Origin of the sequence: Methylobacterium sp. WL9, from assembly GCF_008040035.1 — a bacterium.
GTDB classification, from domain to species: Bacteria; Pseudomonadota; Alphaproteobacteria; order Rhizobiales; family Beijerinckiaceae; genus Methylobacterium; species Methylobacterium thuringiense.
Map to the genome: position 1 here is coordinate 1 of NZ_VRVE01000131.1, position 7,199 is coordinate 7,199.

Below are 7,199 nucleotides of genomic sequence, written 5' to 3' on the forward strand. Positions count from 1 at the left end.
ACCGTCACCGACCTCCGGCAGGCGATCCAGAACGCGTTCGCTGCCTTCACCCCTGCCGAATGTCGCAACTACCTCGCCGCCGCTGGATACGATGCATACGATCCAGCATGATCGGATGCGGCTCTAGCTGGCTTACCGAGCACCTGAAGGCGAGGGCTATCTGAAGCACGCCGGACTAAGCCCCACCGCTCACCCGTCTACCCTTCGCCTTCCAAGGCGAGATCCTGCCTCAGGCCCGGGCGTTGGAAGGCGTGCCGAGCCTTTTTGCGCTTCAGGGCTCGCCGAGCGCTCCGGCCGCCAAGAGGCTGTAAGGCCGTCCAAGGTTCAACCTCGGGTTACACTAGTAGGCCTGCACTAGTGAGTCGGCCTACAACGCGTGCTATTGCACCAATTGGGCTCTGCCCAAACGTCTTGAATGGCCGCATGAGAGCGATGCCTTGCCCCGGTACTTCTTCATCATCAACAACAGCAACGCCATCGAGTGGGACGATCTGGGTAGCGAGTGCTCCGGCCGGCTCGACATCGAGCAGACCGCGCGACGGATGTTGGCAGCGTTCGTCGAGCGATATGCTGGCACTCCGGCTCCGCTCTGCCTTGCAGTCCTGGCGGTCGGTGGCGCCGTCGTCATGACGGCGGCCGGCATCTCGCCCGACGAGATGCAAATGTTTTGGCGGTAGGCGCCAGCTGCCCACAAATCGTAGGGAAGCGTACAGCCTAGCCTAGCCCAACTCCAAGCTCTGCCTCCGCAAGCACCTCGGCCCGCACGCTCTGGAGGTAGCTAGTGAGGCGCTTGGCCGCCTCGGGGTCGGCACACTGGACCCAAAGGCTCGCCAATAGCACGTCCGCCCCGAGGGACCTCAAGACCTCCTCCGCGGGCCAGGCCGCATTCCGCTCGGAAGAACTGGCCAGATGGCGAAGGCCAGACGGTGTGCCGATGACGATGGCGACGGTCGCAGGCTTGATCATCTTCAGAGGCTAGCGCTGTCGCGAGGGATCGGGAAGGGCGTCTTGGTCAGCCCAAGGGTCGCACTCTCAGGCCTTCCAACATCGTGACGAGACTTGGCCTTGGCTATTGGAGGAAGCTACCAGTCCTATGGCCCGTCGCTGTATGCGATGTGCAGGAAGTGGCCGGCCAAGGAAGTGATCCTGCGCCTTAGCGCGCGCCCAGGCCGGCAGAGCAGAGAGGGCTTGCTGCACAATACCGCTTTTTCGTGCGGTCACTCCCGTGACCCGGCGGCTACAGCCGACTCGACTGACCACGTCGTAGTTCGGCGCCATGCTCACCGATCTCCCGCCAGAGGTCGCCGGCTGGCGTGATGCCATCCAGCGGCTCAGCCCATCCGTTCCGCCGTGCCGCTACCTGTCTCCGGCGCGATGGGGCACCATGCGCGACAACGCCCTCGACTTCCTCGATCGGTTCGGTGCCGAGGCGCATCGGCTCGGCTGGACGGCGTCGGAGCTGTTCGGGGTGCATCCCGAGAACGGCACGCTGCGCGTCGACTGGTGCGGCGTCCTGATGGTCAGCGGGGACAAGGCGGCATCGATTTCGGCCAACCGGATCGCCTTCACGCGTACCGCCGGCTACCGCGACACGCCTGGCATGCCGCGCGGGATGCCGATCTGGGAGTTCGCCGCCAAGCGCAAGGCTGCGGCCTGAGATCGACCTGCTTAGCCCCACGCCGGCATCTTCTTCAGCGCCACGCCGACGTCTCGCACGAACACCATGGCGGCCGCCCTTGCCCGCCTCTCGCTATCGAAGCCTTCTTCGTGCGCGAGCGTCTGATCTCGAAACACGAACGACCAGCGCCACGTGCCCGGGGCCGTCTCTCTGAACGTGAACATCGCTGGCCTCCGTACGCTTACGGACCGAACAGCTTCGTCGTGACGTCCGCGTCACGGGCAATGCGGCGTATCGGCGTTATGCCCGCTATCCTCGAAGTTCACAGGGCGGGCAGATCTGCCGCGCTGGCCATCTACCCGAGGCCATCGCGCGATGCTGCTTATCTCCCAGCATTGGAACGGCCGCGCCTTACCGCAGTTGGCGCTTCACATACCGTTAGAATGGAGTGCCGAATGCGCAAACTCGCAATCACGCTTACTGCTGCCCTAAGCCTGGGCGCACTTGCTGCCGTGCCTGCCGATGCTCGACCTGGATACCGCGGCGGGCATGGGGGCTATTACGGCGGGCATCGGGGCTATCATGGCGGGTACGCTGGTCGCCGTGGACGCGGCATCGGCACGGGCGCAGCCGTCGGCCTCGGGATCGCCGGTCTCGCAGCGGGCGCGGTAGCGGCTGGCGCCTACGGCAATCGCGGCTACGACGATGGGTATGGCTATCGCCGCCGCGGGTACGGCTACTGATTAGACCGGAAGCATTGCCCGAGGGGTCGCCGAGAGGCGGCCCCTTTTCGTCCAGTCAGCCGGCTCACCCGTCCCGACCAGCCGCAGGATCTTCCTCCCTTCCGGCGTTACCCGGACCGTACCGTGGAATGAACATGCGAACGGCCGAGGGTCAGCTGTCGCAATAGGAGGCTCCAGTGCCCCGCTACTATTTCGCGGCCTTACGGAGCAAATGCACCAAGGGGTGATGAGTCGGGCGTGCGGTATCATACCGGAGGGTCACGGCCGAGCTTAAGCGCTATAATACAACGGGTTTTTCGAATAGCTGTCTTTCCCGCATATCGAGTGAAGGGAGCGGCAGATGGCAGAGATCCCGGAGCGCCTTTCCGACATTCTGTCGACGCCGACCCCGCCCGCATATAGCGTTTTCCTTCTGGCCAGGGACGGCACGGTCTCCAATCCCGTTCGAGTTGCTGCCAAGGACGATGCGGATGGCCGAGAGCAAGCCAGAGCCATGGTGGATGGCCACGCCGTCGAGCTATGGGGCGGCCTCCGGTTTATCGAGCACTTCCCTTCGATCGGCTGAGTGAGCTTGCTGCACAAATACCGTTCCCCCGGCCTTATTGAGCAAATGCAGCAAGGCTCATGAAGCCCCTAGCGTCGTTTCGGCTCAAAGATCGTCGGTGATCCGTAATCAAACGCATTCGTGATGCGGAGTGAGGCTCGAAGAGTGTCTCAGCGACGATCAGGCGTCCGCTGACAGAAATTTTGCGACGTATTTCGTCAGGACGATCGGCTTTTCACCCGGTGATACCGCCGCTCGATCGCCGCGGGGGTGACATTTTCGAAAAGGGCCATGAAGGAATCACGCCCGGCGATCTCGCTATGCGCTCGGTCCCATAGTGCTTTGCCTCTCAACCCATAATCCCGCTTGAGCGCCTCGACGACAACGACGGTAAAGTCGTCGAGCTGAGGACGGTCCTTCTTTCCGCGCTTCTGGCGTGGGACCGCGATGGCGAGCTGACGACAAAGCAAGCGCGTGATCGGGCCTTTACGACGCAGTTCTCGAACGGCGGCTTCAGCATTCTCGCCGGCAGATGTTGCCTCTGCCGCGACGTACCGCTCGAGCTCAGGCCATGTTCGAGGTGGCGTGCCAGCGATACTCGAGGCGAGGCGATGATCCGGCGGTTCTATCGTCACGATTGCCCCCAAAGAGCAACAAATTTGACAACGAACGGGATACGGCCTGCTGAGATCATGACTAAGTCATTGATCCTGCTGGTGCTCCCAAGGGGAATCGAACCCCTGTTTTCGCCGTGAGAGGGCGACGTCCTAGACCGCTAGACGATGGGAGCTTCCGGGCAGGCGAGGGTTCCTATACCGACGCCATCGGGGGCCTGCAAGGCCCTCGGGTCAGCTTAAGTGGAGCCACGGTCATATCGGGTGCGCAGGACGACGAGGACGGGCCGGAACGGCTGAGCGTGACCATCGCACCGGAGGCGGGACCGGAGCGGCTCGACCGCGTGCTTGCGGCGGCCTTCGTAGAGATTTCGCGCTCGCGCCTGCAGGCGCTGGTGCGGGGCGGGCAGGTGCTCTGCGACGGGACCGTGGTGCTCGACCCCTCCCGCAAGGTCGGACCGGGGGCATTCTTGGAAGTCGCGGTGCCGGAGGCGGCGCCGGCCGAGCCGCTCGGTGAAGCGATGCCGCTGGTCATCGCCTACGAGGACGACGACCTCATCGTCATCGACAAGCCGGCCGGGCTCGTGGTGCACCCGGGCGCCGGGCACGAGACCGGCACGCTGGTGAACGCCCTCGTCGCGCATTGCGGCGAAAGCCTCTCGGGCATCGGCGGCGTGCGCCGGCCGGGCATCGTGCACCGGCTCGACAAGGACACCAGCGGGCTCCTGGTCGTCGCCAAGAACGACCGGGCGCATCAGCGCCTGTCCAAGCAGTTCGCCGATCACGGCCGCAGCGGCGATCTGGAGCGGGCCTATCTCGCCTTCGTCTGGGGGATGCCGGAGCCGCGCACCGGCACGATCACCGCCAACCTCGCCCGCAGCCACAAGAACCGGGAAAAGATCGCGGTGGTGCGCGAAGGCGAGGGCCGCCACGCGGTGACGCATTACCGGGTTGAGGCGCAGCCCGATGCCGACGGCATCGTCACGCTGCTGCGCTGCGTGCTGGAGACCGGGCGCACCCACCAAATCCGCGTGCATCTCAGCCATCGCGGCCACCCGCTGCTCGGGGACGACACCTATGGCGGGGCGCTGAAGACCAAGGCGGTGAAGCTCGGGGAGGCGGCGCGCGCCGCGCTCCTGGCACTGGGTCGGCAGGCGCTGCACGCAACGCTGCTCGGATTCACCCATCCGCGCACCGGCGAGAAGCTCAGGTTCGAGAGCCCGCTGCCGCCGGACATGGCGGCCCTGCTCACTGCGCTCTCCGGAAAACCCGTCTGAGCGGCAGCGTTGTACCGACGCACCGGTCAAGCAATCGTTGACGATCCGGTGCGTTTCGGCACCGCGACGCGGTGACCCGGCATGCAGACTCAGACCCGAAGTCCAGTTCGTGCGTTGAAGCCATTCGCGTGGCGACCGCCGCTACCGGACGTCGTGGCTTCCCTGTAGAGATGGGAGGCGCAACGACCGGCTCAAGAGGAGCGGTCGATCGCACAGGGCCTGCCCGTTTGGGGGGCCGACGAAGGAGGTGTCCATGGCCGGCGCATTACCCATGCTCGCCAACGAAGGTGGCCTGTCGCGCTACCTCGACGAGATCCGCAAGTTCCCGATGCTGGAACCGACGGAAGAATTCACCCTGGCCAAGAGCTGGCGCGATGCGGGCGACCGCGATGCCGCGCATCGGCTGGTCACGTCCCATCTGCGTCTCGTGGCCAAGATCGCCATGGGCTATCGCGGCTACGGCCTGCCGATCAGCGAAGTTGTGTCGGAGGGCAATGTGGGCTTGATGCAGGCCGTCAAGCGCTTCGAGCCCGACAAGGGCTTCCGCCTCGCCACCTACGCGATGTGGTGGATCAAGGCGGCGATCCAGGAATACATCCTGCGCTCCTGGTCCCTCGTGAAGATGGGCACCACGGCCAACCAGAAGAAGCTGTTCTTCAACCTGCGCAAGGCGAAGGGCAAGATCTCGGCATTAGACGAGGGCGACCTGCGCCCCGAACACGTCGCCACGATCGCGAAAAACCTCGGCGTGCCCGAGCAGGACGTGATCGACATGAACCGGCGCCTGTCCGGCGACACCTCGCTCAACGCGCCCCTGCGCGAAGAGGGCGAGGGCGAGTGGCAGGACTGGCTCGTCGACAACAGCCCGAGCCAGGAGACGGTGCTCGCCGGCGAGCAGGAGGGCCAGAACCGGCTCTCGGCCCTGCGCGACGCGCTCTCGGTGCTCAACGCCCGCGAGCGGCGCATCTTCGAGGCCCGCCGCCTCGCGGACGACCCGATCACGCTGGAGGACCTGTCCGGCGAGTTCGGCGTCTCCCGCGAGCGCGTGCGCCAGATCGAGGTGCGCGCCTTCGAGAAGATCCAGGAGGCGGTGAAGCGCAATCTGGCGACCCGCGAGATGCCGCGGCACGAAGCCCGCGCCTGATACCGGTCGCAAAACGATGACGCCGGAGAGAATGTCTCTCCGGCGTTTTTCTTTGGCCGTCAGCCCGGTCCGATGGCGCAGAGGAATGGCGGCGAGACCTAACGCCCGCATTTTCCCGATCGCCGACCGGCGAACGAGCCCGGCCCCGAGACGCTCACTTCCACTGGTTGAAGGCGTCCTGGATCACCCGGCTGCCGGCCGACCCCTTCTCGAAGGTGAGGATCGCCCGCGGGCCGGCCTTGTACTTCACGGCGAGGTCCATCCAGTTGCGATGGGTCAGCATCTCGGTGTTGCGCTCGATGTCCCCCGGCAGGTTGGACAGTCCGATCAGGAACAGGTTGTCGCGCACCCGCACCGGCAGGCCGTAGACGGACGAGCCGCGGGAAGATTCCTCGTCCTTGAGCTGCAGCAGGCCGATCTCCTGCACCGCCCGCTTCTCGCCCGGGCCGTAATTGGTGAAGGCGAGTTCGATGGTGTGGGAGGCCGGCAGCGTCGCGTCGAGGTTCCGGCGGATCGTCATCGACAGCGTCAGGCCGGCTTCCGGGTAATCGATGTTGGCCCGCACGACGCTCTGCAGCGGCTGACCCTGCTCGCCGTTCACGGCCTCCAGACGCCAGACGACGCGGCCCTGGGTGGCGGCGGGCTGAGCCTTGGGATCGTTCGGATTCTCCTCGTAGAGCACGGCGCGCTGAGCCACCGCGAGGTCGGTGCGCGAACCCGTATCCGGCGAAGCCTGCCGCGTCTCGGAATCCGGCCTCTCGCCGCCGACCCGGTCCGACAGCTTCGCATCGGGCACCGACGAAGAGCTGCCCTCCCCGTCGCCCGCACTCTGCGGCAGGTCGCTCCGCTTGTCGGCGAGCATGATCGCGGCGACGGCGATCAGGCCGATAACCACCGCGAGCACGGCGCCGACGAAGAGGTTGCGCAACTGGCGCGAGCGCCCGGTGCGGGGCGCCTTGACGTCGAGCTTGGGCCTGCGGCGGCCGCCGCCGTTCTCGGGCGGCGCGATGTCGGGAACAGACGTCCCGGCCGAATCGGCATCTAGTGCGGGATTCGTCGGGGCGGCGGAGGCGTCCTCGGTCTTCTGGCGGCGCTGGGGGGGCACGAAGGCCGTGAAGGCCGGCGGCGGCCCCGGCTCGGGCAGCGGCTCGTCGGCCGGCGTCTCGGGCTCGAGCGGAGGCGCAGGGGGCAGCGACAGCTGCGGCGAAAGTGGGGGCGCAGGCGGCGCCGCCGGCATGAAGGACGGGGCGGCCTCGGGA

9 protein-coding genes, 1 tRNA gene and 1 pseudogene are annotated in these 7,199 nt (G+C 66.1%); 7 read left to right on the forward strand and 4 right to left on the reverse strand.

Annotated elements, in window-relative coordinates; genetic code table 11:
• The 3 genes and pseudogenes from FV217_RS21385 to FV217_RS21400 all read left to right on the forward strand — a co-directional run.
• Positions 1–111, forward strand: a pseudogene (locus tag FV217_RS21385) (IS630 family transposase); the annotation flags it as partial.
• A 326-nt stretch (positions 112–437) separates the two neighbouring features.
• The gene (locus tag FV217_RS21390; protein ID WP_147820503.1) at positions 438–677 is read left to right on the forward strand and encodes a hypothetical protein; all 240 of its coding nucleotides are present in this window, start codon (positions 438–440) and stop codon (positions 675–677) included.
• Between the two features lie 599 nt (positions 678–1,276).
• A complete protein-coding gene (locus FV217_RS21400; protein WP_147820506.1) occupies positions 1,277–1,657 on the forward strand; it encodes a hypothetical protein in 381 nt (126 codons plus the stop codon).
• An 11-nt stretch (positions 1,658–1,668) separates the two neighbouring features.
• On the opposite strand, the gene FV217_RS23095 is transcribed toward FV217_RS21400, so the two are convergent.
• Positions 1,669–1,842, reverse strand: coding sequence for a hypothetical protein (locus tag FV217_RS23095; protein ID WP_187272665.1), 174 nt, complete (start codon positions 1,840–1,842; stop codon positions 1,669–1,671).
• Between the two features lie 231 nt (positions 1,843–2,073).
• Between FV217_RS23095 and FV217_RS21405 the strand changes: the two genes are divergently transcribed.
• Together FV217_RS21405 and FV217_RS21410 are read left to right on the forward strand one after the other, a co-directional pair.
• Positions 2,074–2,361 carry a hypothetical protein gene (locus FV217_RS21405; RefSeq protein ID WP_147820508.1) on the forward strand — a complete coding sequence of 96 codons (288 nt, stop codon included), beginning with the start codon at positions 2,074–2,076 and terminating at the stop codon, positions 2,359–2,361.
• 340 nt (positions 2,362–2,701) lie between these two features.
• Entirely contained in the window at positions 2,702–2,926 is a 225-nt protein-coding gene (locus FV217_RS21410) for a hypothetical protein (RefSeq protein WP_147820510.1), read from the forward strand.
• Positions 2,927–3,123: 197 nt separating this feature from the next.
• Here FV217_RS21410 and FV217_RS21415 read toward each other — a convergent pair whose 3' ends face one another.
• Together FV217_RS21415 and FV217_RS21420 are read right to left on the reverse strand one after the other, a co-directional pair.
• Positions 3,124–3,540 (reverse strand): hypothetical protein, encoded by a 417-nt coding sequence (locus FV217_RS21415; protein WP_147820512.1) that lies wholly within the window; start codon positions 3,538–3,540, stop codon positions 3,124–3,126.
• A gap of 79 nt (positions 3,541–3,619) precedes the next feature.
• Positions 3,620–3,695: transfer RNA gene (locus tag FV217_RS21420), tRNA-Glu, on the reverse strand.
• 126 nt (positions 3,696–3,821) lie between these two features.
• Here FV217_RS21420 and FV217_RS21425 point away from each other — a divergent pair.
• Both FV217_RS21425 and rpoH read left to right on the forward strand, forming a co-directional pair.
• Positions 3,822–4,796 carry an RluA family pseudouridine synthase gene (locus FV217_RS21425; RefSeq protein ID WP_306424634.1) on the forward strand — a complete coding sequence of 325 codons (975 nt, stop codon included), beginning with the start codon at positions 3,822–3,824 and terminating at the stop codon, positions 4,794–4,796.
• Between the two features lie 253 nt (positions 4,797–5,049).
• The gene (gene rpoH, locus FV217_RS21430; protein WP_147820516.1) at positions 5,050–5,940 is read left to right on the forward strand and encodes an RNA polymerase sigma factor RpoH; all 891 of its coding nucleotides are present in this window, start codon (positions 5,050–5,052) and stop codon (positions 5,938–5,940) included.
• 154 nt (positions 5,941–6,094) lie between these two features.
• Here rpoH and FV217_RS21435 read toward each other — a convergent pair.
• A partial coding sequence (locus FV217_RS21435) for a histidine kinase (protein WP_210245159.1) occupies positions 6,095–7,199 on the reverse strand: 1,105 nt, incomplete at its 5' end.

Bases quoted from the DNA above. Each gene is read 5' to 3' on its own strand.
- FV217_RS21400 (WP_147820506.1), top strand. From the start codon at position 1,277: ATGCTCACCGATCTCCCGCCAGAGGTCGCCGGCTGGCGTGATGCCATC.
- FV217_RS23095 (WP_187272665.1), bottom strand. From the start codon at position 1,842: ATGTTCACGTTCAGAGAGACGGCCCCGGGCACGTGGCGCTGGTCGTTC.
- FV217_RS21405 (WP_147820508.1), top strand. From the start codon at position 2,074: ATGCGCAAACTCGCAATCACGCTTACTGCTGCCCTAAGCCTGGGCGCA.
- FV217_RS21410 (WP_147820510.1), top strand. From the start codon at position 2,702: ATGGCAGAGATCCCGGAGCGCCTTTCCGACATTCTGTCGACGCCGACC.
- rpoH (WP_147820516.1), top strand. From the start codon at position 5,050: ATGGCCGGCGCATTACCCATGCTCGCCAACGAAGGTGGCCTGTCGCGC.